Raw genomic sequence first — 26,879 nt, 5'->3', positions numbered from 1 at the left:
GCCGAGGCTCCCCCGCGCCCCGACGTCGGCCGGCCGCGCCGGGACCCGGCGGGGCCGGTGCCGGCCGAGGCGCCGGGCGAGCCGGTGGTCGACGCCGGGGAGGAGCTGTGCGGGCAGTGGACCGACCTGCTCACCGAGCGGGAGCTGGACGTCGCGCGGCTCGTGGTGCAGGGCCGCACCAACCGGCAGGTCGCCGCGAACCTCTACGTGTCGGTCCGCACCGTGGAGGTGCACCTGGGGCGGGTCTTCCGCAAGCTCGGGGTGCGCTCCCGCACGGAGCTGGCGGTGCTGGCCCTGCGGGGGTAGGCCTCAGGCCTCCAGCAGGATGGTCACCGGGCCGTCGTTGACCAGCTCCACCTGCATGTCGGCGCCGAACCGGCCCGTCTCGACCGTCAGGCCGCGCTCGCGCAGCGCCGCCACGACGGCGTCCACGAGCGGTTCGGCGACCGGCCCGGGCGCCGCCTGGTTCCACGTGGGGCGGCGCCCCTTGCGGGCGTCGCCGTAGAGCGTGAACTGGCTGACGACGAGGACCGGCGCGCCCAGGTCGGCCACCGACTGCTCGTCCTGGAGGATGCGCAGGTCGGCGATCTTGCGCGCGATGGTCTCGACCTGGGCCGGGCCGTCGTCGTGCGTGACGCCGACCAGGGCCAGGATGCCGGGCTTGTCGATGGCGCCCACCACCTCGCCGTCGACCACCACGGACGCGCGGGTGACGCGCTGGAGCACCGCTCTCACCGGCGGCCCTCGGCGTACTGGTCGGCGAAGACGGCCCGGACCTCGCCGACCGGCCGGCCACCGCCGAGCACGGGCACGCGGCCCAGCCCGTCGAGGCCGCCGGGGTACACCCCCGGCAGGCCCGCCGCGCCGGCGGCGCGCAGCGCGGCCGCGAGGATGGCGGGACGCGCCCGGGCGGACCCGTCGAGCACCTTGAACGCCAGCGCGGAACCGTCGGGCAGGCCCGCGGCGTAGACGCCCTCGGCGCCGTCCTTGGCGACCAGGCCCGGCACGGCCTGCATGGCGAGCGTGACGTCGCGGCCGGTGCCGCCCACCATGTCGGGGTGCGCGGAGATGGCGCGGGCGGCCCGCGCCTCGTGCGAGCGGACGTCCTCCGTCGGCGCCGCACCCAGGGTCGAGAAGGCGCGCGCCAGGCCGAGCAGCGTCGTGGAGAACAGGGGCGCGCCGCAGCCGTCGACCGTGGTGTGCATGACGAGCTCGGCGTCGCCGGTCAGCTCCAGGATCGTGCTGCGGACCGCCCGCTGCAGCGGGTGCTCGGGCGACAGGTACGTCTCGATGTCCCAGCCCTGCGTGAGGCAGGTGGCGAGCATCGCCGCGTGCTTGCCGGAGCAGTTCTGCGCGAGCGGCGCCGGACCCGGCCCGCCGTCGTGCGGTGCGATGTGCCAGTCGAGCGCGGCCGGCGGGTAGAGCGGCAGGTCAGGGGTGTTCTGGAGCGCGCCGGGGCCGAGGCCCACGGAGCCCAGGATCTGCAGCACGCCCTCCAGGTGGAACTGCTCGCCGTTGTGGCTCGCCGAGGCCAGCGCGAGCAGCCGGTCCGGCAGCTCCAGGCCCGCGCGCAGCATCGCGAGGAGCTGCAGCGGCTTGAGCGACGACCGCGGCCAGACCGGCGTGGTCGGGTTGCCCACCTGGAGCACCGGCCGGCCGGCCGGGTCGAGCACCACGAGGTGCCCCAGGTGGACCGACTCCACGAGGTCGCCGCGGATGACCTCGGCCAGCGGCGCGGCGCCGTCGAGCACCGCGTCCGACGTCGAGGCCGCGCGACCGACCGCCATGGGCGCGGTCACCATCCGCCCTGCGGACCGCGCGGCTTGTTGCCCGTGCCGTACGGCAGCAGACGGGGGCGCACGTCGGCCCAGTAGACGATGGCCGGGACCACCGCGATCACGTTGAGGAAGGAGCTGGCCGTGATGAAGCTCGGCGGCAGCCCCAGGAGGCCGAAGACGGCGGCCACGCCGAGGATCGCGAGCCAGATCGGCTTCGACAGCTTGCCCTCGGACGTGTAGGCGTTGGCCGGGCGACGGATCGCGTCGACCAGGGCGATGACCTGGACCGCGAAGACGATGACGCCCAGCACGATGAAGACGAACGTTTGGAGAGCTCCGAACACAGGACGAGCCTACGGCAACCGGGGCGGCGTCTCGCCTGGTCCGGGTGCTCAGCCGGCCGCGTGCTCAGCAGCCTTGCGCGCGTCGTCCTCGTGCCTGGCCCCGAACAGCATCGTGGCGAGCATCAGCATGAACACCACCCAGCCGAGCACGCCCGGCAGCCACACCCGGGACCAGCTCACCGTGGTGCCGACGAGGAGCACGGCGACGCCCGTCAGGCTCCACACCACCACGGTGTAGATGCCGAACCGCGCCGCGGCCGCCGGGTCGCGGTCGAACCGGGTGCCCGCGGCCTGCGTGTGCACGGACTCCTCCGCGAGAGCCCACTGCTTCTTCCGGTTGGTGGTGGTCGCGGCGAGCCACGAGAGCAGCACCACGCCCGCCACGAGCGCGACCCCGTCCAGGACGAGCCACCCGGTGGTCCCGCCGAACAGGTGCACCAGGGCGAGCAGTGCGCCCACCAGCACCAGGCCCCAGCCGACGCCGAACAGCGCGGCACGCCGGCGGGGCACCGGGTGGCTGGCCGTCGTCTCCTGGCTCAGCGAGCCGGCCACGACGGCGCCGAGCGCGAGCCCCGCCACCAGCGCGAGCGCCGTGGGCAGCAGCGGGCCGAGGTCACCGTGCGCGTACCCGACGGCGGCGAACACCGTGCCCACCACGCTCGCCGCCAGCACGATCGACACCAGCACCACCGCAGCGACGAACGTTCCGGAGGCCGGGACCCGGTTCCGGGCCATCAGCTCGTAGGAGGACGGCGCGGGCCGCTCGGCGTCGCGCGGGCCCGCGTCCGCCTCGTCGACCAGCGCGCGCACGTCGCCCAGCTCGCCGACCGCGCGCCGCGCGGCGTCGTCGGGCGCCACGCCGCCGGCGGTCAGCTCGGCCACGCGGTCCACGAGGTTCGCGCGGATCTCCTCCTTGAGGTCCTGCACGTCGGGGGTCGTCGGGATGCCCGCGAAGGCTTCGTCCAGCAGGCGGTGCACCGAGATGTTCGTCATCAGGAACCTTTCAGGTCGAGGAGGGAGTCGATGGTGCGTCGCGTGGCCACCCACGCGTCCACGTTGCGCCGGTACACGGCACGCCCCGCGTCGGTGATGCGGTAGTACTTGCGGCGTCCGCCCTGGGACTCGTCGCCCCAGTACGCCTCGACCAGGCCGTCCTTCACGAGCCGCCGGTAGGCCGCGTAGAGCGTGGCCTCCTTGATCTCGTGGTCGCCGCCGGTCGTGTCGCGGATCTGCTTGTAGATCTCGAAGCCGTAGCGATCCCGGGCGCGCAGCACGCCGAGCACGATCGTGTCGGTGTGCCCGCGCAGGAGGTCGGCGGCGAAGGGGTCTATCACGCCAACTACTGTATCTGATCAAGTACCTGACGACAACAAGTTCTGTGCACAGCCTGTGGACAGCCGGCTACAGCTCGGGGAGCGCCGCGCGCGCCTCGCCCGGCGTCGCGCCCGTGGCCTCCAGCGTGTCGACCAGGGGCGACCGCAGCAGCATCACCAGGGACTGCACCTGCCAGTCGCCCTCGCCCACGGTCCGCGGGTCCACCTGGGCGGCCACGGTGGCCAGCACCTCGCGCGCCCGGGCGGCGTCGCCTCCGGAGCCGACGTCAGAGGCGAGGAGCCGCACGCCCGACGCGAAGCCCTCGACCAGCCCGGCGACCGGGCGCACGTCGTGCTCCCCCTCGACCACCGGGAGCGCGCGGCGGGCGAGCACCCGCACCGACCGCATCGTGCGGTCGACGAGCACGGCCTGGTCCTCCAGCCGGGCGAGCTCGCCGCGGTGGATCCGCCCCACGGAGATCCGCGCCAGCTCGCGCGCGTCGCGTGCCGCCTCCTGCCACTCGGCGAGCACCGGCTCCGAGGCCCGGCCGCGCACGAGGGCCGCCCGGACGTCGTCCACGTCGTCCGAGCGCAGGCCGCGGGCGAGCGTCTCCAGGGTCTCGGCGAGCTCGGTCACGGCCTGCTCGGCGAGCGCCCGCGGGCGGCGCCGGGTGTCGCCGGGCGTGAGCAGCGCGACCGTGAGCGCGACGGCGCCGCCGACCAGGGCGTCGGTCCACCGGCCGAGCGGCCCGCCGGAGACCTGGGGCAGGCCCACCACGATGATCGCCTGGACGCCGGCCTGCGTGACCAGGAGCGCGCCCCGGTCGATGAACCGCGCGGCGACGGCCGAGATGAACAGCACCAGGCTGAGCTGCCACCAGCCCGAGCCGATCAGGTGCACGATCAGGTCGCCCATGGCGACGCCGACCGCCACGCCCACGGCCATCTCGGAGACCCGGCGCACGTCCCGCTGCGCGGTGAACCCGAGCAGCACCCACGCCGCGACCGGCGCGAAGAACGGCTGCTCGTGCCCCAGCACGTACCGCGCGATCAGGTACGCGACACCCGCGGCGAGTGACGCCTGGGCGATCGGGATCAGGCTCGCCCGCGCGCGGGTCCAGCCCTGCCGCAGCCGGGTGCGCAGCATGAGCGTGCGCATGGCCTTGCGCCACATCTCGTCGGCCGGGCCGGGCAGTGAGGTCACGGTGGCATCCTGCCACCCGGCCTCACGGACGTGTCAGATGAGGCTGGCCGGGCCGCGCAGGCCGCGGGTCAGGGGGCCGTGGGACTCGGGCCGGTCCACCGACACGCCGTCACCCGGCACGATGACCTCCTGCGCCGCCGACACCTCGATGGCCTGCCCCGAGACGTCGCCGGACACCATGAGCTCGGTGTCCTCCGGGACGTTCCGCTTGAGCACCGCCAGGCCGATGGGGCCCAGCTCGTGGTGGCGCGCCATCGAGGTCAGCGTGCCCACGACCTTGCCGGGCGCGCCGTCCGACGACGGGAGGCGCACCTCGGCGCCAGCCTCCGGGAGCAGGTGCTGCGAGCCGTCGAGGTGCAGCATCACGAGCCGGCGCGGGGGCCGGCCCAGGTTGTGCACGCGCGCCACGGTCTCCTGGCCGCGGTAGCAGCCCTTGTTGATGTGCACGGCGGTGCGCAGCAGGTCGAGCTCGTGCGGGATGGTGCGCTCGTCGACCTCGCGCGCCTGGCGCGGGCGCCAGGCCTCGACGCGCAGGGCCTCGGTGGCCCAGGTGCCGGCGAGCGGCCAGCCGGCGGCCTCACGGGCCGCGACCTCGGACTCCAGGTCGGCGCGCGGCACCAGCACGAGCCGCCAGGGGCGCATCGCGCCGGGGTGCTCGCCCTCGGGCGGCCCGTAGCGCGTACCGCCGCCGACGACGTGCGGCCAGGCGTCGTGCCAGGTCACCGGCTCGCCCTCCGCGCCCTCGGCGGCCACGGGCTCGCCGATCGCCGCCCACTCGTCGGTGGCGTCGGTGATCTCGACGCGCAGCGTGAACTTCATGCGGTCGAGCCAGCCGGCCAGGGCGGGCGCCGACTCGCGCTCGGTGATCAGCCAGGTGGCCTCGCCGTCGTCCACCACGCCCGCGACGTGCTCGATGTGGCCCTGCGGCGACAGGACGAGCAGCTCCGTGCTGGTCCGGGGGGCCAGGTCCGCGAGCTGCTGGGACGTGATCGAGTGCAGCCAGCTCAGCCGGTCGGGGCCTGCGACGCGGACGATTCCGAGGTGCGACTGGTCGACCACGGCCCCGCCGCGCGAAAGCGCGCGCTGCTCGGCCGTCGGGTCGCCGTAGTGCCAGGCGACCCCGGCGTCGGGCCCGGCGGCGGCGACCGCGCCGCGCCGGCTCAGCAGGGGGCTCTCGTAATCCATGCTCACCTCAGGTGCAGCGTCGTGGGCGGGCGGGGCATTCCCGTCCGCGTCGGGTTACTGCCGGTCCAGCTCGGCCGAGGCGTACGAGCGCAGCGGCTCGCCGAACGCGGCGAGCTCCTCCACCCACAGCAGCCGGCCCTGGACCAGGCCGTACAGCCGCTTCGACGCGCGCACCTCGGACGCCGTCGACGTCCGCGCGATCGCGTCGGAGGCCAGGTCGATCCGCCCGTTGCCCACGGCGCCGATGTAGACGGTGATGCGCCCCGAGGCGTCGGCCACGAGCACCTCGAGCGCGTGCTTGTTCTCCTCGAGGCCGTCGGGGCGGTCCGAGGAGACCCGCCAGTAGCCGGTCTCGGTGGACCAGACGGTGCCGGCCACCTCGGGCGCCTCACCGGCCGGCGCGTCCGACTCCGCCGGGTCCGACTCCGTCGGGTCCGGCACCGGTGCCGGCCACTCGCCGTCGTCGGGCAGCTTGTCGGGGACGACGCTCTCGAGCACCCGCAGCGTGGACTCGAACCGCAGGTACGGGCCGCCGTCGTGGTCGAAGACCAGGTCCTGCACGAAGGTCTTCTTGCCGATGCCGGGGTAGTCGATCACACCCTCACCGCGCCAGCGGCCGACCAGCCAGGCCAGCGGGTACACCTCGGGCGAGAGCCCGTCGGGAAAGGTGAACGTCATCAGCGCTGGCCGGTGTACAGCTTGTAGACGACGTAGCCGGCGAACCAGGCGACCGCGACTGCGACCGCCACGATGAGGCCGGTGAAGATGAGCTCAAGGGCGTGGATCGACATGGTGCCGATCCTAACGTCCACGGCCTACAGTCGGCCCATGCGCCCGCTCGTGATCAAGACCACCTCAGGCCTGGACCGTCCCGAGGCCACCAACCAGGCCTTCACCGTCGCCGCGGCGGCCGTCGCGTCCGGCGCGGAGGTGAGCCTCTGGCTCACCGGCGAGTCGGCGTGGCTCGCCCTGCCCGGCCGCGCGGCCGAGCTGGAGCTGGAGCACGCGACGCCCCTGCCCCAGCTCATCGAGGTGATCCTGGGCGCCGGCACCGTCACGGTGTGCACGCAGTGCGCGGCGCGCCGGGACATCACCGAGGCGGACGTGCTGCCCGGCATCCGGATCGCGGGCTCGGCGCTGTTCACCGAGGAGATCCTGCGGGACGACGCCCAGGCGCTCGTCTACTAGGCGGCGGTAGTCCGCGCTAGTCCGCGCTCGTCCGCTAGGCGCGGACCAGGCCCGACCGGCGCAGCAGCAGGTACAGCTCGCACCCGAGGCACAGCCCGACGACGGCGTTGAGCGCCGCCGCGACGAACGCCGCCGCGGCCGCGATCGGCACGGCCGGGAGCACCCCGAAGAAGCCGAGGATCACGCCGACGCCGGTGACGAAGAGGCCCACGCCCTGCGCGAAGCGCGGCGGGCGGCGGTCCTCCATCTCCGTGGGCGGGCTCAGCCGCGGTCGCACGAACCGCTTGTAGAGCAGGCCCTGCCACGAGCCCTCGGCGCCGCGCACCGTGCCGAGCACGAAGCTCAACATGATGAACGTCAGCAGCCACAGGCCGGCGGTGCTCGCGCCCAGCAGCACGACGGCGGCCAGCAGCACCGCGGTGATGCTCGCCCCGACGCGCGGCCCCCGCGGGTCGATCCCCTTGCTCGCGTTCATGAGTGCGCCTCCCCCTCTGTCTCCAGCGCTGCCGCCGGAACCCGGCTCAGCGCCTGTCGCGCCTGAGTGTCGGACACCACGCCGCTCATCCGGGCCACCTCGCGGCCGCCGCCGTCGACCACGAGCACCGTGGGCGTGCGCAGCACGCCGAGGGTGCGGACCAGGTCGAGGTGGTCGTCCACCAGCACCTCGCGGTGCTCGACGCCGGCGCTCGTGCCGGTCAGACCGCCCAGGACCCGGGACGTGGACCGGCACGCGGCACACACCTCGGCCGAGAACTGGACGAAGGTCACCCGGTCGGCGAGCGCGATCCCGGAGGAGGCCCAGTCGATGCCGACGGGCGTCTCGCGGGGCGCGCGGACGGCGCCCTGACGTGCCGACCACCACACGCCGAGCGCGGCAGTACCGAGCACCAGGACGACGAGCGCGATCACCTGTCCCAACATTCGCCCCACCCTGCCGTGCCTCGCTCGTCCAGACAAGTCCTCGTCCGCGATATGGATCCGCCATGAGGCCGGTCACAGTGCGGGGCCCTGACCTTCTCGGGTGCCCGCCCACATGATTCCCTGGTCTGCACAACCCGTCGGAGCAGTATTTCTCGTGCCGAAACGCCACCCGATCCGGCGACCCCCCGGTGGTAGCGTGCATGCATCCGCATATATAGGAGAATTGTCTAGGATGGAAGTTTTGCCAACTCGTACGTGGAATGGTCTGACCATCCCGGCGGCCGGGGTGTACCAGATCGACCAGAATCACAAGCGGCTCGGCTTCCTCGCCATGCACATGATGGTCAGCCCCGTCCGTGGCGAGTTCGCCGAGGGCGAGGCCACGGTCACCGTCGGCGAGGACCCGCTCGCCTCGCAGGTCACGTGCACCATCCAGGCGGCGTCCGTCGACACGCACGTGGGCGAGCGCGACACCCACCTGCGCAGCGCGGACTTCCTGGACGTCGAGAACCACCCGACCATCGAGTTCCGCAGCACCGGGTTCCGGATGCGCACCCAGGTGGACCCGATCTTCTCGTGGGCCCGGCTCAAGGCGGGCACCGCCGGCCGGCGGCCGCACGACCCGATGCAGGCGGACGGCTCGTTCACCAAGTTCGTCATGGACGGCCTGCTCACCGTGCGCGGCGTGACGCGCCCGGTCACCCTGGAGTGCGAGTTCGGCGGCGTGGGGCACGACCCCTACGGCCAGGACATCTTCGGCTTCCACGGGAGCTGCGAGATCGAGCGCGAGGAGTGGGGCCTGCTCTGGAACGTCGCGCTCGAGGCGGGCGGCGTGCTGGTGGCCAAGAAGGTCCGCATCGAGATCGCCGGCGAGATGATCCGCCAGTCCTGACCGCGGCCCCGCCGGGGGTCACCTCAGAGGATGACCATCCGGCCCACGACGAACACGAAGATGCCGCACACCGCGACGGGCAGCGCGCTCGCCGAGAGCCCGGCCAGCCGCGCGCCGCGGGCGGGCAGCCGCTCCAGCAGCAGGTGCAGCGCCCCGACGACGACACCCGCGACCAGACCGCACCACAGCCCGCTCACGGTGTCGATGTTCGGCAGCAGCGTCCCGGCCGCGCCGCCCACCACCACGGCGGCGACGGCGGAGATCCCGAGCGCCACCCAGCCGCGCACCGGCAGCGCCGCGACGGCGGCGGCCACCGCGAGCGCCACCGCGCTCGTGACGACGAGGGCGGCCCCGGCGTCGGACCGGGCGGCGGCGATCCAGCCCGAGGCGGCGATCGCCGCGACGACGCCGGCGACGGTGCCCGACACGGACTCCGTGAGCTGGGGGCGCCCGTCGCGGCGCAGCATCTGCGCGATGAAGGCGAGCACCACCGCGCCCGCGAGCACCATCGGCAGGTGCCGCAGCACGGGCTCGCCCTGGGTGAGGTAGGTCGCGGCCGCTCCCCCGACGCCGCAGAGGGCGACGACCACCCGGGTGCTCCCCGAGGCGGGCAGGCGCAGCAGCGACGGCCAGCCCAGCGCGACGAGGACCGCCAGGACCACGGCCGCGCCCACGAGGGGCAGGGGCCGGGGCTGGACGTAGGACGCGGCGGCGACGAGGGCCGCGAGCGCGGCGGTCGTCACGGCGCGGGTGGAGACGGACACGGCTCAGAGTTTTCCAGAGACTTACCGAGTTGCCTCAATCGCCGCCCGGGGCGCCGCCGTTCGGGCCAGTTCCCGGGCCTTCCGCCGGGCCTGAACGAGACGAGCAACACCCGCGTCATGCGAACGTCACGGGTCCTGACCAGCATGGTGGTGTCCAGGAAAAGGGCGTGTAACATGCACGCAACAAGCAACAGGGCAGACTTCCGCAGAGCCAGTTGGACGCGACGGGACGTCTCGCTTGAGCGAGACCCGAGCCAGGGACGGTAGCAGGACGCCGGTTCCGAGAGGAGGTGCGTCAATGGCAGAGCTGTTGATCCTCACGCCCGCCACCGGCGGGTCGGCCGAGGTACTGCCCGCACTGGGACTGCTGTCCCATCGGGTGCGGGTGCTCCCGATGGAGCCCTCCGCGCTGGTCGACGCGCCTGACGCGGACGTCGTGCTGCTGGATGCCCGCCGCGACCTCGTCGCGGCCCGCACCACGTGCCGCCTGCTGCACGCCACCGGCCTGACCGTGCCGCTGGTGCTGATCCTCACCGAGGGCGGCCTCACGGTCGTGACCCACGAGTGGGGCGCCGATGACCTCCTGCTGGAGTCCGCCTCGCCCGCCGAGGTCGAGGCCCGGCTGCGCCTGGTGGTCGAACGCTCCGCGCGCGGCCCGGCCGAGGAGTCGCAGCAGGAGATCTCCGCCGGCGAGCTCGCGATCGACGCCGGCGGGTACACCGCCCGGCTCCGCGGCCGCCCGATCGACCTGACCTACAAGGAGTTCGAGCTCCTCAAGTACCTGGTGCAGCACCCGGGCCGTGTGTTCACGCGGGCCCAGCTGCTGCAGGAGGTCTGGGGCTACGACTACTACGGGGGCACGCGCACCGTCGACGTCCACGTGCGGCGCCTGCGCGCCAAGCTGGGCCCCGAGCACGAGCAGCTCATCGGCACGGTGCGCAACGTCGGCTACCGGTTCGACCCGCCCAAGGAGCGTCCCGTAGAGGAAGCGCCGGCGCCGGAGCCGACCACCGCCCCGTCGTCCGACACGAAGCCGGCCGACGACCAGAACGGCGGCTCCGCCGGGAAGCGCGTGGCGCAGACCGGCCACTGAGCCGCGCGCGGGGTGCCGGGCAGACCGGGCACCGAGCGCGTAGGTTCGTACCTGTGACCGCACTCTCGGCCAGACCGGCCGTCCGCTCGGCAGCCACCAGCGACTACACGTGCGCCCTCGTCGAAGGGCCGTGGCGGCACGAGTTCGTCTCCTCGGGCGGTTCCCGCTTCCACGTGGCGACCGCGGGTCCGGAGAGCCGCTCCGCGCCCCTGGTGCTCCTGCTGCACGGCTACCCCCAGTTCTGGTGGTCCTGGCGGGCGCAGATTCCCGCCCTGGCGGACGCCGGCTACCGCGTCGCCGCGATGGACGTGCGTGGTGTGGGCGGCTCGGACAAGCCGCCGTCGGGCTACGGGCTGACGGCGCGGGCGGCGGACGTCGCCGGCGTGGTGCGCTCCCTCGGGCGCGAGAACGCGGTGGTCGTGGGGCACGGTACGGGCGGCACGCTCGCGTGGGCGGTCGCGGCGCTCCACCCCGGCACGACGTCGGCCGTCGCCGTCCTGGCCAGCCCGCACCCGGCCCGGGTGCGGCTGCGCAGCACCGCCGCGTTCACGCCCGCCGCGCTGCGCGAGCTGGCGTACCTCCAGGTCCCCACGCTGCCGGAGCGCGCCATGATCCAGGGTGACCTGGTGCGGCGCACCCTCGACCTGGGCGCGGCCGCCCCGCTGCCCGACGACGTGGTGGACCGGTACCGGGCGGTCATGCGCATCCCGTTCGCCGCCCACTCGGCCGCGGAGGCGCTGCGCTGGGTGGTCCGCTCGACGCCCCGGATGGACGGGCGCCGGTTCGGCGCCGCGCTGCGCCGTCCGCTGGACGTGCCCGCGCTGCAGCTCCAGGGCGCCCGGGACGGGTTCCTGCGGCACGAGCGCGCCGACGTGGACGCCATCGCGCTCGCGTCCGACCTGCGCTACGAGCTGCTGCCCGGGGCCGGCCACTTCCTCCCCGAGGAGGCACCGGACCGGGTGAACGAGATCCTGCTGGGCTGGCTCGCCCGGGTGGCCTGACTACTTCAGCGGCAGGCCCGCGAGCGGCGAACGCTCCGGCGCGGGACGCACCAGCTTCTCCGCCTTGTCGGGGTCGGTCTCGCCGGCGCCGTACGACGGGCACAGATGCGAGATGCTGCATGCCCCGCAGGCCGGGGTGCGCGCGAGGCAGACGCGCCGGCCGTGCCACACGAGGTGGTGGCTGAGCATGGTCCAGTCCTTCTTCGGGAAGAGCTCGCCCACCTCGGCCTCGACCTTGACCGGGTCCTCCTCGGTGGTCAGGCCCAGCCGACGCGAGACCCGCCCGAAGTGCGTGTCCACGGTGATGCCCGGCACGCCGAACGCGTTGCCGAGCACGACGTTCGCCGTCTTGCGCCCGACGCCGGGCAGCGTCACCAGGTCCTTCAGCCGCCCCGGGACCTCGCCGTCGAACCGCTCGACGAGCGCCTTGCCCAGGCCCATCACGGCCTTGGCCTTGGCCCGGAAGAAACCGAGCGGGCGCAGGATCTCCTCCAGCTCCGCCGGGTTCGCCTCCGCGTAGGCCTGCGCGTCCGGGTACATGACGAACAGCTCGGGCGTGGTCTGGTTGACGCGGACGTCGGTGGTCTGCGCGCTGAGCACGGTCGCGACCAGCAGCTCCAGCGGCGTCCGGAAGTCCAGCTCGGCCCGGGCGTCCGGGTAGGTCTCCGCGAGCACTCGGTTGATGCGCCGCGCCCGGCGCACCAGCGCCAGCCTGCTCTCCGGCGCGTCCTCGGGCTGGCGTTCGGGCTCGTGCTCGCTGACGGTCACGTCGCCACAGTAGCGACCGCCACTGACATCGACCCGGGATCGCCGCAATCGGGAACCTGGCGCGGGGTTGGCTCGTGTACCTAGGACGCGGAGTATGAGAAGGTCAAGGGCGCACCCGCCGTCCACCAGCCGAGCGGTCGCGACCCGATGCCCGCCCTACGGTCCGGGCAGCGCCCCGGACCCCACGACGGTCCACGTGAATCGAGGAAGAGTCACCATGCCGTACACGCACCACCTACGCGTCTACCCGTCCGCCGAGCCGCTCAAGCGCACCGACCAGCTCGCCTGGAAGCTCGCGGAGCTCGCCACCGACACGGTCGAGCCGACGGCCGAGGTCACCGACATGGTGATCAACCGCGTGATCGACAACGCCTCGGTGGCGGCGGCCAGCCTGACGCGTGGCCCCGCCGTCGCCGCCCGCTCGCAGGCGCAGGCGCACCCCTACACCCCGGGCTCCACGGTCTTCGGCCTGGCCCCCGAGGCCACCAGCAGCCCCGAGTGGGCCGCGTGGGCCAACGGCGTCGCCGTCCGCGAGCTCGACTTCCACGACACGTTCCTCGCCGCCGAGTACTCGCACCCGGGCGACAACATCCCGCCGATCCTGGCCGTGGCGCAGCACGCCGGCCGCTCGGGCCGGGACCTGGTGCGCGGCATCGTGACCGGCTACGAGATCCAGGTGGACCTGGTCCGCTCGATCAGCCTGCACAAGCACAAGATCGACCACGTGGCGCACCTCGGCCCGTCGGCCGCGGCCGGCATCGGCACGCTGCTGGGGCTGGACACCGAGACGGTGTTCCAGGCGATCGGCCAGGCCCTGCACACCACCACCGCCACGCGGCAGAGCCGCAAGGGCCAGATCTCCACCTGGAAGGCGCACGCGCCGGCCTTCGCGGGCAAGCTCGCGATCGAGGCCGTGGACCGCGCCATGCGCGGCCAGACCTCCCCCGAGCCCATCTACGAGGGCGAGGACGGCGTCGTCGCGTGGCTCCTGGACGGGCCGGGCGCCGCCTACGACGTGGTGCTCCCCGAGCCCGGCGAGGCGCGGACCGGCATCCTCGACACGTACACCAAGGAGCACTCCGCGGAGTACCAGGCGCAGGCGATCATCGACATGGCCCGCGCGCTGGGCAACGAGCGCCCCGAGCTGCGGGACCCCGCGAACGTCGCCTCGATCGTGCTGCACACCAGCCACCACACGCACTACGTCATCGGCTCGGGCGCGAACGACCCGCAGAAGTACGACCCGACGGCGTCGCGCGAGACGCTCGACCACTCGGTCCCGTACATCTTCACGGTCGCGCTGCAGGACGGCGGCTGGCACCACGTGGACTCCTACGCCCCCGAGCGCGCGCAGCGGCCGGACACGGTCGAGCTGTGGCGCAAGGTCACCACCGCCGAGGACCCGGAGTGGACGCGCCGCTACCACTCGACCGACCCCGCCGAGAAGGCGTTCGGCGGCCGCGTCGAGATCACGCTCACCTCGGGCGAGGTGGTCACGCGCGAGATCGCCGTCGCCGACGCCCACCCGCTGGGTGCCCGCCCGTTCGCCCGCGCGAACTACGTGGCCAAGTTCCGCACGCTGGCCGCGGGCATCCTGTCGGACGCCGAGATCGACCGGTTCCTCGACCTGGCCGAGCGCCTCCCCGAGCTCACCCCCGCCGAGGTCCGTGAGCTCACGATCGTCGCCGCCCCGGGCGTCCTGGACGCCGTCCCGGCCCCGACCGGCCTGTTCGAGCTGGGGCGCGCCTGATGCTCTACTCCCACCTCACCCCCGCGGCCAAGCGCCGGGCCTTCCGCGAGGCCCTCGCCGGGCCGGACATCCTGCGGCTCCCGGGCGCGTTCAACCCGCTGAGCGCCAAGCTGATCCAGGACAAGGGGTTCGACGGCGTCTACGTCTCGGGCGCCGTCCTGTCGGCCGACCTCGGCCTGCCCGACATCGGCCTCACGACGCTCACCGAGGTGGCCGGCCGGGCCGGCCAGATCGCCCGGGTCACCGACCTGCCCGTGCTCGCCGACGCCGACACCGGGTTCGGCGAGCCCATGAACGTGGCCCGCACGGTCCAGACCATGGAGGACGCCGGCGTGGCCGGCATCCACATCGAGGACCAGGTCAACCCCAAGCGCTGCGGCCACCTCGACGGCAAGGAGGTGGTCGGGCTCGGCGACGCCGTCCGGCGCATCCGGGCCGCCGCCGACGGCCGACGCGACCCCGACTTCCTCATCATGGCGCGCACCGACGTGCGCGGCACCGAGCCGGGCGAGCGCGGGCTGAGGCTCGCGATCGACCGCGCCAAGGCCCTGGCCGACGCCGGGGCGGACGCGATCTTCCCCGAGGCGATGAAGGACCTCGCCGAGTTCGAGGCCGTCGCCTCGGCCCTCGACGTGCCGGTGCTGGCGAACATGACGGAGTTCGGCAAGTCCGAGCTCTTCACGGCGAAGCAGCTGCACGACGCCGGGGCGCAGCTCGTGATCTATCCCGTCACCCTGCTGCGCATCGCGATGGGCGCCGCCGAACGGGCGCTGGACCAGATCTCGGCGTCGGGCACCCAGGCGGACCTGGTGCCGCAGATGCAGACCCGGGCGCGGCTCTACGAGCTGACCGACTACGCGGCCTACAACCACTTCGACTCGAACGTCTTCACCTACGAGCCCTGATCTCGAAACAAACCCTGACTTAGTCTCGACACGAAGGAGTGCGCATGACCGAGACCACGGAGATCCGCAAGGGTCTGGCCGGAGTCGTCGCCGACACGTCGGCGATCTCGAAGGTCAACCCCGACACGAACTCGCTGCTGTACCGGGGCTACCCGGTGCAGGAGCTGGCGGCGAAGAAGTCCTTCGAGGAGGTCGCCTACCTGCTGTGGCACGGCGAGCTGCCGACGCCCGCGCAGCTCACCGAGCAGACGGCGGTCGAGCGCGTGCACCGCGAGCTGCCGGACAACATCCGGGACGCGATCCTGGAGCTGCCCACCGACTGCCACCCCATGGACGTGTGCCGCACCGCGGTGTCGATCCTGGGCGCGCACGACCCGCAGGCCGAGGACTCCTCGGTCGAGGCGGAGCTCGCCAAGGCGCTGCGGCTGTGGGCGGTCCTGCCCGCCGTCGTCGCGCTGGACCAGCGCCGCCGGCGCGGCCAGGAGATCGTGCACCCGCGCGAGGACCTCGGCTACTCCGCCAACTTCCTGTGGATGACCTTCGGGGAGGAGGCCGAGCCCGCCGTCGTGCAGGCGTTCGAGGCCTCGATGGTGCTGTACGCCGAGCACTCGTTCAACGCGTCCACGTTCACCGCGCGCGTCATCACCTCGACGCTCGCCGACCTGCACTCGGCCGTCACGGGCGCCATCGGCGCCCTCAAGGGCCCGCTGCACGGCGGCGCGAACGAGGCCGTGCAGGCCACGTTCGAGGAGATCGGCTCGGCCGACCGGGCCGAGGCCTGGCTCGAGGACGCGCTGGCGCAGAAGAAGAAGATCATGGGGTTCGGTCACCGGGTCTACAAGAACGGCGACTCGCGCGTGCCGACCATGCGCGCCGTGCTCGGCGACCTCGCCGCGCACTACGGCGACACGGAGGTGATCGCCCTGTACGACACCCTCGAGAACGCCATGGTCAGCCGCAAGAACATCAAGCCGAACCTGGACTACCCCGCCGGGCCGGCGTACCACCTGATCGGGTTCGACACGAACATCTTCACGCCGTTGTTCGTGGCCTCCCGGATCACCGGGTGGACGGCGCACGTCATGGAGCAGCGGGCCGCCAACTCGCTCATCCGGCCCGTGTGCGAGTACGTGGGGCCGGAGCAGCGCGAGGTGCCCTGACAAGTTCCCAGGACGCCCGTTCCGAACTCCCAGGTGACACCCCTAGGATTTATGGACGGGCGTCCTACTTCGTGCTGGGCAAAGCCGACATCCCGCATGAGGCGGACGATCGCGTCGGGCTGCACGCCACGCGGACGCCACGAGAGACACCGATGACCCGGCAATCTCGTGACATTGAGGCAGACTGAGAGGTGGAAAAGACTGATGGACGAAAGTCCCCGACACGTGAGGACACCACTGGTGGACGACGAAGTCGTACTCTCTGCCCCCCTCTTCGCGGACATGGAAGGCGAGGAGACGCACGCGCTCTTCGAGTCCATGGTGCCCGTGGAGCTGGTCCGGGGTGACGTGCTCTTCCGCGAGGGCGAACCGGGCGACCGGCTCTATGTCATCGCGCAGGGCAAGATCAAGCTGGGCCGCCGGTCGAGCGACGGCCGCGAGAACCTGCTGTCGATCCTGGGCCCGGGCGAGATGTTCGGTGAGCTGTCCCTGTTCGACCCGGGTCCCCGCACGGCGTCCGCCTCGTCCGTCTCGGACTCCGTGGTCTACGAGCTGCGTCACGACTCGCTCGTGAAGTGGATCGCGGACCACCCGGGAGTCGCGACCCAGCTCCTGGGTGCCCTCGCGCGCCGGCTGCGTCGCACCAACGAGACGCTCGCCGACCTCGTGTTCTCCGACGTCCCCGGCCGCGTCGCCAAGGCGCTGCTGGACCTCTCGACCCGCTTCGGCGAGCCCAACGACGACGGCATCCGCGTCGCGCACGACCTCACGCAGGAGGAGCTGGCACAGCTCGTCGGCGCCTCGCGCGAGACCGTGAACAAGGCCCTGGCCGACTTCGCGACCCGCGGCTGGGTGCGCCGCGAGGGCCGCGCCGTCGTGCTGCTGGACCTCGACCGCCTGGAGCGCCGGGCCCGCTGACCCGTCCGCCGGGGTAGAACCGCTGGTTCTACCTCGGCGCCGCCGTCAGCGTCATCAGCGTCGCCTCCGGGCGGCACGCGAAGCGCACCTGGGCGTACGGCGACGTTCCGGCGCCCGCCGACACGTGCAGCCACGCCGAGTCCTCGCCGCCCTCGCGGTCGGGGCGCGGGCCGGGCCAGCCGTGCAGGCCGGACGCCCGGCCGCGGTCCAGGTCGCAGTTGGTCACCAGGGCGCCGTAGTACGGCACGCAGAGCTGCCCGCCGTGCGTGTGGCCCGCGATGATCGCGTCCACGCCGTCGTCCTTGAGCTGGTTCAGCACCCGCTGGTACGGGGCGTGCACGACGCCGAGGCGCAGCACCGCGTCCTCCTCGCCGGGCGCGCGGCCCGGCTCCGGCATGACGTCGAGGTCGAGGTGCGGGTCGTCCATGCCGACCAGCCCGATGGTGCGCCCGTCGCGCAGCTCCACGAGCCCGCGCCGGTTGTCCAGGTCCACCCAGCCGGCGTCGGTGAACGCCTTCCGGAGCGACTCGGTGGGCAGCGGAATCTTCTCGCCGCCCTCGGTGCGGGCGTCCGGCAGCAGGTACCGGGCGGGGTTCTTGAACGACGGCGCGTAGTAGTCGTTCGACCCCATGACGAACGCACCCGGCACGTCCATGAGCTGACCCAGGACGTCGAGCAGCGGGGCCAGCGACTGCTGGTGGCCGAAGTTGTCGCCCGTGTTGATCACCAGGTCGGGCTCGAGCGCGGCCAGCGACCGGACCCACGCCTGCTTGGTGCGCTGGCCCGGCGTCAGGTGCAGGTCGGCGACCTGCAGGATCCGGACGGGCCGCTGCCCCGGGGACAGCACCGGCACGGTCACCCGGCGCACGCGGAAGAGCTTGGTCTCCACGTGCGCGTAGGCGATACCCGCGACGGCGATGCCTCCGACGATCCCGAGGGCCTTGCCGACGTTACCCAGCGTCCCCATGCGGATCAGTCGTCTCCGCCCGGGCCGGGGCCGCCACCGCCGGGTCCACCGCCACCGGGTCCGGCCTCGCCACCGGCGTCGCCGCCACCGCCACCGCCGGCGCCGGTGTCGCCACCGTTGCCGCCGCCGGTGTCACCGTCGCCGCCCTTGTCCGAGCCCTCGTCGCCGTCGTTGCTCTCCTCCGTCTTCGGCGGGGTCGGAGCCTTGCCGACGAGGGCGGGGTCGGGAGCGGGGAACGCCGTCTTGGGCAGGTCGGCCATCGCCTGGTCCATGTACCGGCGCCACGTCGGCGCGGCGATCGTGCCGCCGTACATCGGGCCGGCCTTGGCCGAGGCGCCGTACCAGGACATCGACGGCAGGTAGACGTTCATGTGCGGCACGTTGCCGCTGGCCTCGCCCACCCAGACCGAGGTGGAGAGCTCGGGGGTGTAGCCGGTGAACCAGCTCTGCATCGCGTCGTTGGTCGTACCGGTCTTGCCCGCCACCGGACGACCGTCCGCGAGGCCCGGGGCGATGCCCCAGGCCGTGCCGAACGGGCTGGTCTGGAAGACCTTGGTCATGGCGTAGGCCACCGTGTTGGCGACCTCGGGCTCGAGCGTCTGCTTGCAGTCGGCCGACGGGACCGGGACGTCCTTGCCGTCGTGGTCCTTGACCTCCAGGATCGCGACCGGGTTGCAGTAGATGCCGCCCGAGGCGAACGTCGCGAAGGCCGACGCCTGGTTGATCGGCGTCGAGGCCTGCGTACCGAGCGTCATCGACGCCAGCACGTCGATGTCCGCCTGCTGGGGGTTGTCGATGGTCCGGAAGGTACCGGTGCCGTCGCGGGTCAGGCCCGACGTCATCGGCCGGAAGCCGGCGTCCCACGCCGTCTTCTGCACGTTGCACAGGTCGAGCTGCTGCGACATCCGGGCGTAGACCGTGTTCAGCGACTGGAAGGTGCCCTGGAGCACGCTCACCGTGCCGCTGGCGGCGCCGTCGACGTTGGACACGTTCCAGGGCTGGTGCGTGAAGGCGTGCACGCAGCCGTTGGCCTGGAACGACGTCTCGTAGGCGGAGAAGGCGTTGGCGCTGACGCGGTCCTGGAGCGTGCGGCCGCTGCGCAGCCACTCCGCCAGCACGAACGGCTTGAAGTTGGAGCCCACCTGGAAGCCGCGCGAGTTGCCGTGGTTGTAGTCGGCCGAGTAGTTCTGCGCCGTCGTGCGCGCCGCGGGTTCGGCCCGCGCGTCGTACGGCACGTTCTGCGCCATGGCCTTGATCTGCCCGGTGCCCGGCTCGACCGACGTGACGGCCGCCTCGAGGTCGTAGGCGTTGTCTGCCGGGACCGAGTCGTTGATCGTCTTCCAGGCCGCGGCCTGCATCTTGAGGTCCAGCGTGGTGACGATCCGCAGGCCGCCGCGGTACAGGAGGTCGTACCGGTCGTCCCTGGTCTCCCCGAACTCGGGGTTGGCCATGATCTCCTTGATCACGTAGTCGCAGAAGAACGCCGCGCCGCCCGCCGAGTCGCAGCCGACGTCGATGGGCTGCACGTCGAGCGTGTCCTCCAGCTTGGTCGCCATCGCCTCGTCGCGCTCGGCGGTGGAGATGTAGCCGAGCTGCCACATCTTGCCGATCACGAGGTTGCGGCGCACCGACGCGTCCTCGGGGTTGGCGACCGGGTCGAACTGGCTCGGCGCCTTGGTGATACCGGCGATCGTGGCCGCCTCGACGATCGAGAGGTCCTTGGCGGACTTGTCGAAGTAGTGCTGCGACGCCGTCTCGACGCCGTACACGCTCGTGCCGAACTGCGCGATGTTGAGGTAGCCCTGGAGGATGTCGTCCTTCGACATCTCCTTCTCGAGCGCGATCGCGAGCTTCGCCTCACGGAGCTTGCGGGTGAGCGAGTCCTCGCGGGCCTCCAGCACGCCGAAGGTGTCGCCGGCGCGGTCGGCCTCCTCGATCAGCACGTTCTTCACGTACTGCTGCGTCAGCGTCGACGCGCCCTGGGTGTCGCCGCCGCCGAAGTTCTGCACCGCGGCGCGGGAGATGCCCTCGGGGTCGACGCCGCCGTGGGTGTAGAAGCGCTCGTCCTCGATCGCGATGACGGCGTTCCTCATGTTGGCCGACACCTTGTCGAGCGGCACCACGATGCGGTTCTGCGCGTAGAACGTGGCCAGCTTCGTCTTGCCGTCGCTCGCGTAGATCTGCGACTGCTCCGACAGGGGCCCGGGCACCAGCTCGGCGGGCACCTCCTCGAACACCTCGACGCCGGTGTCGACCGCGGTGTCCATGCCGGACGCCAGCGGGATCACCAGCCCCGCCGCGATCACACCGCCTGCGCCGGCGGTGAGCACGAATGCGAGAAGAAGTCCGATGAGCTGAGCCGCGGGTATGGTCCGAGTGATCCGGCGCGGCTCGCGAGGGTTCGCCATGGCCATGCGCCCAGGTTACGGGGTGTCACTGACAGGGCGCGCCGAAAACCTCCCCGGCCGGTGTGCAGGTCTCGTGGGGAATCGCCGTCGCCGATCGCGGGCTAGCATCGTCGGCATGGCAACGAAGTGGGAGTACGCGACGATCCCCCTCCTCATTCACAACACCAAGGCGATCCTCGACCAATGGGGCTCGGACGGCTGGGAGCTCGTGCAGGTGGTCCCCGGACCCGACGGCACCGGTCTCGTCGCCTACCTGAAGCGCCCCACGGGCGGTGACGCATGAGCCACGAGCAGCGGCTCGCCGAGCTGGGCATCAAGCTCCCCGAGGTGGCGGCCCCGGTCGCGGCCTACGTGCCGGCCGTGCAGACCGGCCGCTACGTCTACACGTCCGGCCAGCTGCCGTTCGCCGAGGGTGCGCTCCAGGCCACCGGCAAGGTCGGCGAGGGCGAGGGCCTGGTCTCCCCCGAGGACGCCGCCCGCTACGCCCGCACCTGCGCGCTCAACGCGCTGGCCGCCGTCCGGTCGGTCACGGGCTCGCTCGACTCGATCTCCCGGATCGTCAAGGTGGTCGGCTTCGTCGCGAGCGACCCGTCCTTCACTGGCCAGCCCGGCGTGATCAACGGGGCCTCGAACGTGCTCGGCGAGATCTTCGGCGACGCCGGCCTGCACGCCCGCTCCGCCGTCGGCGTGGCAGTCCTCCCGCTGGACTCGCCGGTCGAGGTGGAGCTCGTGGTCGAGCTCGCGTAACGCTCTCGCAGCGGCCCGGAACGGGCGTGACCGGAGCCACTACGGATTCGGTTTCCGTTCCGGGCCATGCGTCGGCTATTCTGAGCAGGCTTCCGCGGAAGGGCTTCGTGCCTGATGCGCGGTCGACTCCATCGGGGTGTGGCGCAGCTTGGTAGCGCGCTTCGTTCGGGACGAAGAGGTCGCAGGTTCAAATCCTGTCACCCCGACCATGTGAGAGGCCCTCCGGCCAGCAGAAATGCTGAGCCGGGGGGCCTTTCTCGTTGCGCAGGCGCGGTTGCGCCGGGCAAGTGCGCTGGGCACGGGAGCCGGCCCGGAACTGGTGCCCCCATCCAGCTCGGGTGCAAGACTGATCGCCTACCCCAAGCCCGGGAGCCCGAGCCCAGGAGGAGTCCTATGAACCCGCACGTTCTGGTCGGTGGTGGACTGACGACGGCCCGCGCGGCGGAGGCGCTGCGCAAGGAGGGATACCGCGGCGATCTCGTAGTCGTCACCAGCGAACCCCATCATCCGTACGAGCGCCCGCCGCTGAGCAAGGACTACCTGCGCGGCGAGGCGGAGCGCGACGCCGTCTTCCCGCTGGACGAGACCTGGTACCGCGAGCACGAGGTCACCGTCCGGACCAACGAGACCGTGGTCGGGCTGAACCCCGACGAGCACACGCTGACCCTGTCCGACGGCACGACGCTCCCCTTCGCCAAGCTGCTCCTCGCGCCCGGGTCGACGCCGCGGCCGCTCGACGTCACGGGCACCGATCTCGCGGGCGTGCACTACCTGCGCACGATCGACGACTCCGACCGCATCTCCAGCATGCTGCTCGAGGCCTCGCTGGAGGGCGTGGGCCGGGTCGCCGTCGTCGGCGACGGCTGGATCGGGCTCGAGGTCGCGGCGTCGGCCCGGACCCTCGGGCTGGACGTCACGGTCGTGGGCCGCGGGACGCATCCCCTGGGCCGCGTCCTGGGACCGGAGATGGGCGACTTCTACGCCGGGGTCCACGTCGAGCACGGCGTGCGCCTGCTGCGTCGGACGTCGGTCTCGGGGTTCCAGGGCGCGGAAGGCCGGGTCACCGGCGTCGACCTGTCGGACGGGACGCGCATCGGCGCCGACGTCGTCGTCATCGGCGTCGGCGCGACCCCGAACATCGGGCTCGCCGACGTCGCCGGCCTGGACCTGCGGGCCGCCTCGGAGGGCGGCGGCATCGTGGTCGACGGCACGCTCGCGACCTCGCACCCGGACATCTTCGCCGCGGGCGACGTGGCCAGCATCCCCTCGCCGCACTACGGGCGACCGCTGCGGGTGGAGCACTGGGCCACGGCGCAGCGGACCGGCGCGCACGCCGGCCGGGCGATGCTCGGCGCCGCCGACCCGTTCGACCGGCTGCCGTACTTCTACAGCGACCAGTACGACGTCGGCATGGAATACACCGGCTGGGTGGACGTGCCCGGCGGGTACGACGACGTGGTGGTCTCCGGCGACCTGGGCGCCCGCGAGTTCGTGGCGTTCTGGCTGCTCGACGGGCAGGTCGTGGCCGGGATGGCCGTGAACGTGTGGGAACAGATGGACCGTGTGGAGGAACTGATCAGGTCTCGGAGGAAGGTTCCGCGCGAGGAGCTGGACGCCTTCGTGAGCTGAGGCGCGGTGGGACGATCGCGGGGTGCCGCCACTCCGCCGGGTCCTGCTGCTCGCCACCGCGTCCGCGCTCGTCCTCGCCGGGTGCACCCCCGGGCCGCCGGACGAGATCGAGTCGGCCGCGGAGGCGGTGCGCGCTCTCCCCGGCGTCGCCGACGTGGCCGTGACCAGGACGTTCGGGCCTGAGCCCGTCCAGGGCAACTTCGGGCAGCGGAGCGAGACGAGGCCGAGCACCGTGCGCGTCGAGGTAGTCCTGGCGGGGGCTCTCGACCCGGGAGAGGCGGGCGAGGCCGCCGGCTCGGCCCACCGGCTCCTGTCGAGTGCGGCGAGGGACGTGGACGAACGCGAGAACGTCACCGTGGCGTCGGACTTCGTCGGGTCCGGACTCCGTGTCGGTGCCGGCCCGGACACCGCGGCCGACGCCGTGGTCGACGCCGTCGAGGACGGTTACGACCTGCTCGCGGCAGGAGCCACGACCGTCGGCCTCGCGCTGGGCGAGGGCAACGGCTCCGACCCGATCGCCGCGACCGCGCACGTGGCCGCGGCCGCTCCGAGCGACCTGGTCGACGTCGCCGAGGCGGCCGACGAGCTGGACCGCCGGGCCGAGCTGGAGGCCCCCGGCGTCCGCTACCGGTCCGCGGGCAGAGTGCCCGACGTCGACACGGTCCGGCTGCTGGTCGCAGCGGCCGGCCGGCCGGGTGTCCAGGACGCCACCTACCTCGCCCAGGAACGACGGATCACGCTCCAGACCGATGCCGAGTCGGGCGCCCAGAGCCTTGCTGACCTGCGACGTTGGCTCGAGGCGCAGGACTTCGCCACGGCGGACGCCCCGTTGGCCTACACCGTCCTGGACGCCGGGTACGCCGAGACGACCGGCTGGGTGTCCGGCGCGGAGCCCGCTCCGTCGTCCCCCGAGCCGGCCGGGGGCGCGACCCCCTGGCCCGACGACGCCGCCGCCCCCGACTGCACGGGGCCGGACCTGGACGTCACGCTCGGCGTCGTCGACTCGGCGGCGGGCACGCGGGGTGTCTCGGTCCGGGCCCGCAACGTGTCGGGCCGGCCGTGCGCCGTCCAGGGCGTACCCGACCTCGTCTTCGAGAACACGGCCGGGCAGCCCCAACAGGACGTCACGGTCCAGCCGGCCGAGCCCGGCCTGGTGCCCGCCCGCGTGGTGGTGCCCGACGGCGAGGCCGTGCTCGCCCTGCTGCTCTGGCACACCATGTCGACGGCCAACGACCCGGACACCACCACGACGGTCCAGGTCACCCCGATCCCGGGCGCCGACCCGGTGCCGCTCGACGCGACGACGGACGGGACACCGGCGACGGGGCTCGACGTCCTCGACGGCGCGGAGGTCCGCGTCGGCCCCTGGACGCGGGGCGACTAGCGCCCTCAGGCCTCGCACGCCTCCTGCAGCGCACGGTCGAGCCGGGCGGCCGTGGGCTCGCCCCCACCCACGGCGATCGTTCCTCGCAGCGGCATGGGGAGCTCACGCTCCACGCCGAGCACGCGGACGGCGAGCTCCGCGGTGTCGTACATCATCCAACCGTCGGCAGTCGGGAGGTCGCCCTGCGGATCGACGATCCACATGGTCGCCTCACGGTCGGGCGGGATGATTACGTGGTCGGAGGTCAGCGAGCGGTCCGGTGCGCCGTCCGCGACATCCTGCAGGGGCAGGTAGTCGTCAAGGAAGTCCTCGGCCATCGGCTCGAACCGGAACACGTCGGGATTCGTGCTGATCACCGTGACCGGCCACCGGGAAGCGTTCCGCACCGACTGCACCAGCACCACGTCCTCGTCGGTACCGAACATCGCCCACAGGTCTTCCCCGGGAACGCAGTCGGGGAGCGTCGCACCGGCCCCACTGTTGCTCCACGAACCCGTCTCCACCACGGCCGTCCGAGCCGCGACCTGCCAAGCCGCGACCCCAGCGACCAGAGCCAGCGCCACGCAGGCACCCACGATCCGGACGACCCGCCGCCCGCGGGGCCGCTCGCCCTGCACGGGCTCCGCCGATTCCACCGCTGCGCCGCTGGTCATGGCCGGACAGTAGGGCCGGACCGCACCGGCAGTCCACGAAAACGCCCTCAGGCGCGGCACGCCTCCTGCAACGCCGCACCGAGCTGGTCGCCGTCCTTGCCACCGCCGACGTAGAGCGTGCCGGGAAGCTGGACCGAGGACTCGCGCTCCACACCGAGCGTCCGCAGCGTCACGGGCACCTCGCTGAACTCGTACCAGACAGTGGTGGAGTCCTGGATGCTGTGGCGCTGCGGGTCCACGATCCACATCGTGACCTCACCCCCCGGCGGGAGGACGACCTGGCCGGAGGCATCGGCGGGTGGGGCGCCGTCGGCGGACGAGACGCCCGCCGGACCGTCGCTCGGCACCTCGAACCGGTAGACCTCCGGGTCGGAGCTGGTCACCGTGACCGGCCACCGTGACGGGTTGCGCACCGTCTGCCCCACGAGCACGTCGTCGGTGGTGCCGTACACGGCGAGGGCCATCCGGGGCAGACAGTCCGGGAACTCCATGCCTCCGCTCAGGGTGGCGCCCTCCGCCACGATCCGAGTGCTGCGGGCCGCGTACTGCCAGACGCCGGTGCCGGCGACCAACCCCACGACCACGACGGCCGCGCCCACGATCCAGGCGGTCCGACGGGACCGCCGCCGTCCCGATGCTCCGACAACCTCGACCCCACCCGTGTCCACCATCCGCACAGGATAGGGGCGGAAGCACGGAGCCGGCCGGGCGACAGGCCCGGCCGGCTCCGAAAAGAGATCAGGTCAGCCGCGCCGCTCGCGGACCGCCTTGGCGAGGTCGCGGAGCAGGTCCTCCGTGGTGTCCCAGTCCATGCACTTGTCGGTGACGGACTGGCCGTACGTGAGCTCCGACAGCGGGCCCGGCTGCTGCGCGCCGGCCTCGATGAAGCTCTCCATCATCAGGCCCGTGATGCCGTGCTCGCCGTCGGCGATGCGGTTGGCGATCTCGTGCACGACGCCCGCCTGGCGCACGTGGTCCTTGCCCGAGTTGCCGTGGCTCGCGTCGACGATCACGCCGTTCTCGACGGCGCCGCCGAGCCCGGAGGTACGCGCCACGCGCAGGGCGGCGGCGACGTCCTCGGCCGAGTAGTTGGGGCCCGACCGACCGCCACGCAGGATCACGTGGCAGTCCGGGTTGCCCGTCGTCTCGACGGCGGCGGCACGGCCCTCGGCGTCGGCGCCGAAGAAGGTGTGCTCGCTCGCGGCGGTGATGCAGCCGTCCACGGCGATCTGGACGTCGCCGTCGGTCGCGTTCTTGAAGCCGACGGGCATCGACAGGCCCGAGGCGAGCTGCCGGTGCACCTGCGACTCCACGTTGCGCGCGCCGATGGCGCCCCAGGTCACGGCGTCGGCGATGTACTGCGGGCTGGTGGGCTCCAGGAACTCGGCCCCGGCGGGCACTCCGGCGTCGAGGACGCCGAGCAGCACCTCGCGGGCCAGGTTCAGGCCGTGCCGCACGTCGTGCGAGCCGTCCAGGTGCGGGTCGTTGATGAGGCCCTTCCAGCCCACCGTGGTACGCGGCTTCTCGAAGTACACCCGCATCACGACGACGAGGTCGTCGGACAGCTCGCGCCGGAGCGCGGCGAGCCGGGCGGCGTAGTCGAGCGCGGCCACCGGGTCGTGCACCGAGCACGGGCCGACGATCGTCAGCAGCCGGTCGTCCTCGCCGGTCAGCACGTCGCGCACCTCACGGCGGGACGTCGTGACGAGGTCGCTGCGGGCGGTGCCGAGCGGCATCGCCTCCAGCAGGCTCCGCGGGGCGGGCAGCGGGTCGAGAGCGCGGATGCGCAGGTCGGAGGTGCGGGTACCGAGGTCGGTGGTCGCCTCGGTGCTGGGTTCCGCGGGGGTGATGCTCATCGGGATCGGGGCTCCTGGTTGGAGGGGTCTGGTTCGAGGAACCGGACGGCC

The 26,879-nt window shown here is 72.8% G+C and carries 30 protein-coding genes and 1 tRNA gene; 14 read left to right on the top strand and 17 right to left on the bottom strand.

Translation table 11 applies throughout. The features are described 5' to 3' along the window. Positions 1–306: helix-turn-helix transcriptional regulator (locus ACFV9Q_RS22305; protein WP_377236203.1), on the top strand; the 306-nt coding region annotated here is incomplete at its 5' end. A gap of 3 nt (positions 307–309) precedes the next feature. On the opposite strand, the gene dtd is transcribed toward ACFV9Q_RS22305, so the two are convergent. From dtd to ACFV9Q_RS22265, 8 genes are all read right to left on the bottom strand, one after another. Beyond that, on the bottom strand, positions 310–735 hold the full coding sequence (dtd, locus tag ACFV9Q_RS22300; RefSeq protein ID WP_377228330.1) for a D-aminoacyl-tRNA deacylase: 426 nt from the start codon (positions 733–735) through the stop codon (positions 310–312). Beyond that, on the bottom strand, positions 732–1,787 hold the full coding sequence (locus ACFV9Q_RS22295) for an asparaginase (protein ID WP_377236202.1): 1,056 nt from the start codon (positions 1,785–1,787) through the stop codon (positions 732–734). The genes dtd and ACFV9Q_RS22295 overlap by 4 nt, the downstream gene beginning before the upstream one ends. An 8-nt stretch (positions 1,788–1,795) precedes the next feature. Further along, a complete protein-coding gene (locus tag ACFV9Q_RS22290; protein WP_377236201.1) occupies positions 1,796–2,122 on the bottom strand; it encodes a DUF2516 family protein in 327 nt (108 codons plus the stop codon). A 48-nt stretch (positions 2,123–2,170) separates the two neighbouring features. Next, positions 2,171–3,115, bottom strand: coding sequence for a permease prefix domain 1-containing protein (locus tag ACFV9Q_RS22285; RefSeq protein WP_377236200.1), 945 nt, complete (start codon positions 3,113–3,115; stop codon positions 2,171–2,173). Next, positions 3,115–3,456, bottom strand: coding sequence for a PadR family transcriptional regulator (locus tag ACFV9Q_RS22280; protein WP_377228334.1), 342 nt, complete (start codon positions 3,454–3,456; stop codon positions 3,115–3,117). Before ACFV9Q_RS22280 ends, ACFV9Q_RS22285 begins: the two co-directional genes overlap by 1 nt. A 67-nt stretch (positions 3,457–3,523) precedes the next feature. Next, positions 3,524–4,639 carry an aromatic acid exporter family protein gene (locus tag ACFV9Q_RS22275; RefSeq protein ID WP_377236199.1) on the bottom strand — a complete coding sequence of 372 codons (1,116 nt, stop codon included), beginning with the start codon at positions 4,637–4,639 and terminating at the stop codon, positions 3,524–3,526. A gap of 33 nt (positions 4,640–4,672) precedes the next feature. After that, positions 4,673–5,824, bottom strand: coding sequence for a YgfZ/GcvT domain-containing protein (locus tag ACFV9Q_RS22270; protein WP_377236198.1), 1,152 nt, complete (start codon positions 5,822–5,824; stop codon positions 4,673–4,675). A 54-nt stretch (positions 5,825–5,878) separates the two neighbouring features. Continuing rightward, positions 5,879–6,502, bottom strand: coding sequence for an FABP family protein (locus tag ACFV9Q_RS22265; protein WP_377236197.1), 624 nt, complete (start codon positions 6,500–6,502; stop codon positions 5,879–5,881). 150 nt (positions 6,503–6,652) lie between these two features. Between ACFV9Q_RS22265 and ACFV9Q_RS22260 the strand changes: the two genes are divergently transcribed. Then, on the top strand, positions 6,653–7,012 hold the full coding sequence (locus ACFV9Q_RS22260) for a DsrE family protein (protein WP_377228338.1): 360 nt from the start codon (positions 6,653–6,655) through the stop codon (positions 7,010–7,012). A gap of 34 nt (positions 7,013–7,046) precedes the next feature. Here the strand turns inward: ACFV9Q_RS22260 and ACFV9Q_RS22255 are convergent, their stop codons facing one another. Together ACFV9Q_RS22255 and ACFV9Q_RS22250 are read right to left on the bottom strand one after the other, a co-directional pair. After that, positions 7,047–7,487, bottom strand: a complete 441-nt coding sequence (locus ACFV9Q_RS22255) for a DUF4395 domain-containing protein (RefSeq protein ID WP_377228339.1) — start codon at positions 7,485–7,487, stop codon at positions 7,047–7,049. Next, positions 7,484–7,933: a TlpA family protein disulfide reductase gene (locus ACFV9Q_RS22250; RefSeq protein WP_377228340.1), complete on the bottom strand. Its 450-nt coding sequence runs from the start codon at positions 7,931–7,933 to the stop codon at positions 7,484–7,486. The genes ACFV9Q_RS22255 and ACFV9Q_RS22250 overlap by 4 nt, the downstream gene beginning before the upstream one ends. Before the next feature lie 232 nt (positions 7,934–8,165). Here ACFV9Q_RS22250 and ACFV9Q_RS22245 point away from each other — a divergent pair, with 232 nt between their 5' ends. Further along, positions 8,166–8,825, top strand: a complete 660-nt coding sequence (locus ACFV9Q_RS22245) for a YceI family protein (protein ID WP_377236196.1) — start codon at positions 8,166–8,168, stop codon at positions 8,823–8,825. Between the two features lie 23 nt (positions 8,826–8,848). On the opposite strand, the gene ACFV9Q_RS22240 is transcribed toward ACFV9Q_RS22245, so the two are convergent. Beyond that, complete coding sequence (locus ACFV9Q_RS22240; protein ID WP_377228342.1) at positions 8,849–9,589, bottom strand: hypothetical protein; 741 nt, start codon at positions 9,587–9,589, stop codon at positions 8,849–8,851. A gap of 298 nt (positions 9,590–9,887) precedes the next feature. Between ACFV9Q_RS22240 and ACFV9Q_RS22235 the strand changes: the two genes are divergently transcribed. Then, positions 9,888–10,682: a winged-helix domain-containing protein gene (locus ACFV9Q_RS22235; protein ID WP_377236195.1), complete on the top strand. Its 795-nt coding sequence runs from the start codon at positions 9,888–9,890 to the stop codon at positions 10,680–10,682. 53 nt (positions 10,683–10,735) lie between these two features. Further along, on the top strand, positions 10,736–11,683 hold the full coding sequence (locus ACFV9Q_RS22230) for an alpha/beta fold hydrolase (protein ID WP_377236194.1): 948 nt from the start codon (positions 10,736–10,738) through the stop codon (positions 11,681–11,683). Here ACFV9Q_RS22230 and nth read toward each other — a convergent pair whose 3' ends face one another. Next, on the bottom strand, positions 11,684–12,451 hold the full coding sequence (nth, locus tag ACFV9Q_RS22225) for an endonuclease III (protein WP_377228345.1): 768 nt from the start codon (positions 12,449–12,451) through the stop codon (positions 11,684–11,686). A 217-nt stretch (positions 12,452–12,668) separates the two neighbouring features. Here nth and ACFV9Q_RS22220 point away from each other — a divergent pair, with 217 nt between their 5' ends. The 4 genes from ACFV9Q_RS22220 (at position 12,669) to ACFV9Q_RS22205 (ending at position 17,184) form a co-directional block, all read left to right on the top strand. Beyond that, on the top strand, positions 12,669–14,201 hold the full coding sequence (locus ACFV9Q_RS22220; RefSeq protein ID WP_377236193.1) for an MmgE/PrpD family protein: 1,533 nt from the start codon (positions 12,669–12,671) through the stop codon (positions 14,199–14,201). Next, positions 14,201–15,106: a methylisocitrate lyase gene (gene prpB / locus ACFV9Q_RS22215; protein WP_377236192.1), complete on the top strand. Its 906-nt coding sequence runs from the start codon at positions 14,201–14,203 to the stop codon at positions 15,104–15,106. Before ACFV9Q_RS22220 ends, prpB begins: the two co-directional genes overlap by 1 nt. A 44-nt stretch (positions 15,107–15,150) precedes the next feature. Further along, positions 15,151–16,266 (top strand): bifunctional 2-methylcitrate synthase/citrate synthase, encoded by a 1,116-nt coding sequence (locus tag ACFV9Q_RS22210; RefSeq protein WP_377236191.1) that lies wholly within the window; start codon positions 15,151–15,153, stop codon positions 16,264–16,266. A gap of 240 nt (positions 16,267–16,506) precedes the next feature. Continuing rightward, the gene (locus ACFV9Q_RS22205) at positions 16,507–17,184 is read left to right on the top strand and encodes a Crp/Fnr family transcriptional regulator (protein WP_026366137.1); all 678 of its coding nucleotides are present in this window, start codon (positions 16,507–16,509) and stop codon (positions 17,182–17,184) included. A 28-nt stretch (positions 17,185–17,212) separates the two neighbouring features. On the opposite strand, the gene ACFV9Q_RS22200 is transcribed toward ACFV9Q_RS22205, so the two are convergent. Next, on the bottom strand, positions 17,213–18,151 hold the full coding sequence (locus ACFV9Q_RS22200) for a metallophosphoesterase (RefSeq protein WP_377236190.1): 939 nt from the start codon (positions 18,149–18,151) through the stop codon (positions 17,213–17,215). 5 nt (positions 18,152–18,156) lie between these two features. Then, positions 18,157–20,565: a transglycosylase domain-containing protein gene (locus tag ACFV9Q_RS22195; protein ID WP_377236189.1), complete on the bottom strand. Its 2,409-nt coding sequence runs from the start codon at positions 20,563–20,565 to the stop codon at positions 18,157–18,159. A gap of 109 nt (positions 20,566–20,674) precedes the next feature. Between ACFV9Q_RS22195 and ACFV9Q_RS22190 the strand changes: the two genes are divergently transcribed. The 5 genes from ACFV9Q_RS22190 (at position 20,675) to ACFV9Q_RS22170 (ending at position 24,319) form a co-directional block, all read left to right on the top strand. Then, a complete protein-coding gene (locus ACFV9Q_RS22190) occupies positions 20,675–20,842 on the top strand; it encodes a DUF4177 domain-containing protein (RefSeq protein ID WP_020017885.1) in 168 nt (55 codons plus the stop codon). After that, a complete protein-coding gene (locus ACFV9Q_RS22185; protein WP_285108037.1) occupies positions 20,839–21,306 on the top strand; it encodes a RidA family protein in 468 nt (155 codons plus the stop codon). Before ACFV9Q_RS22190 ends, ACFV9Q_RS22185 begins: the two co-directional genes overlap by 4 nt. 132 nt (positions 21,307–21,438) lie before the next feature. After that, positions 21,439–21,515, top strand: a tRNA-Pro gene (locus ACFV9Q_RS22180). Positions 21,516–21,699: 184 nt separating this feature from the next. Continuing rightward, positions 21,700–22,935 carry an NAD(P)/FAD-dependent oxidoreductase gene (locus ACFV9Q_RS22175; RefSeq protein ID WP_377236188.1) on the top strand — a complete coding sequence of 412 codons (1,236 nt, stop codon included), beginning with the start codon at positions 21,700–21,702 and terminating at the stop codon, positions 22,933–22,935. A gap of 22 nt (positions 22,936–22,957) precedes the next feature. Then, positions 22,958–24,319: a DUF4232 domain-containing protein gene (locus ACFV9Q_RS22170; RefSeq protein WP_377236187.1), complete on the top strand. Its 1,362-nt coding sequence runs from the start codon at positions 22,958–22,960 to the stop codon at positions 24,317–24,319. Between the two features lie 5 nt (positions 24,320–24,324). Here the strand turns inward: ACFV9Q_RS22170 and ACFV9Q_RS22165 are convergent, their stop codons facing one another. The 3 genes from ACFV9Q_RS22165 to ACFV9Q_RS22155 form a co-directional block, all read right to left on the bottom strand. Then, positions 24,325–24,972 carry a hypothetical protein gene (locus tag ACFV9Q_RS22165; protein ID WP_377236186.1) on the bottom strand — a complete coding sequence of 216 codons (648 nt, stop codon included), beginning with the start codon at positions 24,970–24,972 and terminating at the stop codon, positions 24,325–24,327. A gap of 47 nt (positions 24,973–25,019) precedes the next feature. Continuing rightward, positions 25,020–25,643 (bottom strand): hypothetical protein, encoded by a 624-nt coding sequence (locus tag ACFV9Q_RS22160; RefSeq protein ID WP_377236185.1) that lies wholly within the window; start codon positions 25,641–25,643, stop codon positions 25,020–25,022. A gap of 72 nt (positions 25,644–25,715) precedes the next feature. Beyond that, positions 25,716–26,828 (bottom strand): 3-deoxy-7-phosphoheptulonate synthase, encoded by a 1,113-nt coding sequence (locus ACFV9Q_RS22155; protein ID WP_377231953.1) that lies wholly within the window; start codon positions 26,826–26,828, stop codon positions 25,716–25,718. Positions 26,829–26,879 lie beyond the last annotated feature (51 nt).

The organism is Promicromonospora sp. NPDC059942 (assembly GCF_042731755.1).
GTDB lineage: Bacteria > Actinomycetota > Actinomycetes > Actinomycetales > Cellulomonadaceae > Promicromonospora.
This window is presented reverse-complemented; position numbering and strand designations above follow the sequence as displayed.